The 882-nt window shown below is 61.5% G+C and carries 1 protein-coding gene; it reads left to right on the top strand.

The features are described from left to right. Positions 1-107 precede the first annotated feature (107 nt). Positions 108-882, top strand: a 775-nt coding sequence (gene istA / locus VSX60_RS22420; RefSeq protein ID WP_327626442.1) for an IS21 family transposase, incomplete at its 3' end; no start/stop codon positions are given.

Raw genomic sequence — 882 nt, 5'->3', positions numbered from 1 at the left:
TCCGGCTTTGTGAGGGCGTAGCCCGATCGAAGCCGGAGACCGACCGCTTCGGCTTCACCTGCGGGTCGTGGCCGGCAATCCCATCTCCTTGATGAAGAGGAGGTGCGATGCCGGGCAAACACATCAACGACCAACAGGTGAGACTTTACATGAAGCACCGCATCAAACGTTCACAGGAAAGCGCCGCGGCGATCGCCGGGATTTCGGTTGCGACAGGACGCCGGATCGAGCGGGACCCGCGCCCTCCGTCCCTGCGCAAGACGTCACGCGATTATCGTACCCGGCAAGATCCGTTCGAGGGGCTTTGGGACGAGGAGATCGTACCGATGCTTTCGGCGGCACCGGCCTTGAGACCGATCACCATTCTGCGGGAATTGATCCGGCGTCATCACGACCGCGTCGATGAGACGATGCGACGGTCACTCGAGCGGCGGATTCGGACATGGCGCGCCTTTCACGGTCCGGATCAGGCCGTGATCTTCCCCCAGGTCCATCATCCTGGCCAAATGGGCCTATCAGACTTCACCGACATGAACGGCCTCGACGTCACCATTGCCGGCCAGCCCCTCGATCATCGCCTCTACCACTTCGCGCTGGTTTATTCCGGCTTCGAACATGGCGAAGTCGTTCTCGGCGGCGAGAGCTATACGGCGCTGTCCTCGGGTCTCTGCAATGCCTTGGCGGCACTGGGAGGGGTTCCTGCAGAACATCGTTCCGACAGTTTGTCCGCTGCTTTCCGCAATCTGCGCAAGGACCAGTCCGAGGATTTGACCCGCCGGTTCGCAGCTCTCGCCGAGCACTACGGCATGACGCCGACCCGCAACAATCGCGGCATTGCCCATGAGAATGGCTCGATCGAGAGCCGGCATGGCCATATGAAAG

It is taken from the genome of Aurantimonas sp. A3-2-R12 (genome assembly GCF_036016755.1).
GTDB lineage: Bacteria > Pseudomonadota > Alphaproteobacteria > Rhizobiales > Rhizobiaceae > Aurantimonas > Aurantimonas coralicida_A.
Note: the sequence above shows the minus strand (reverse complement) of the source record. Positions and strands in the feature narration are given on the sequence as shown.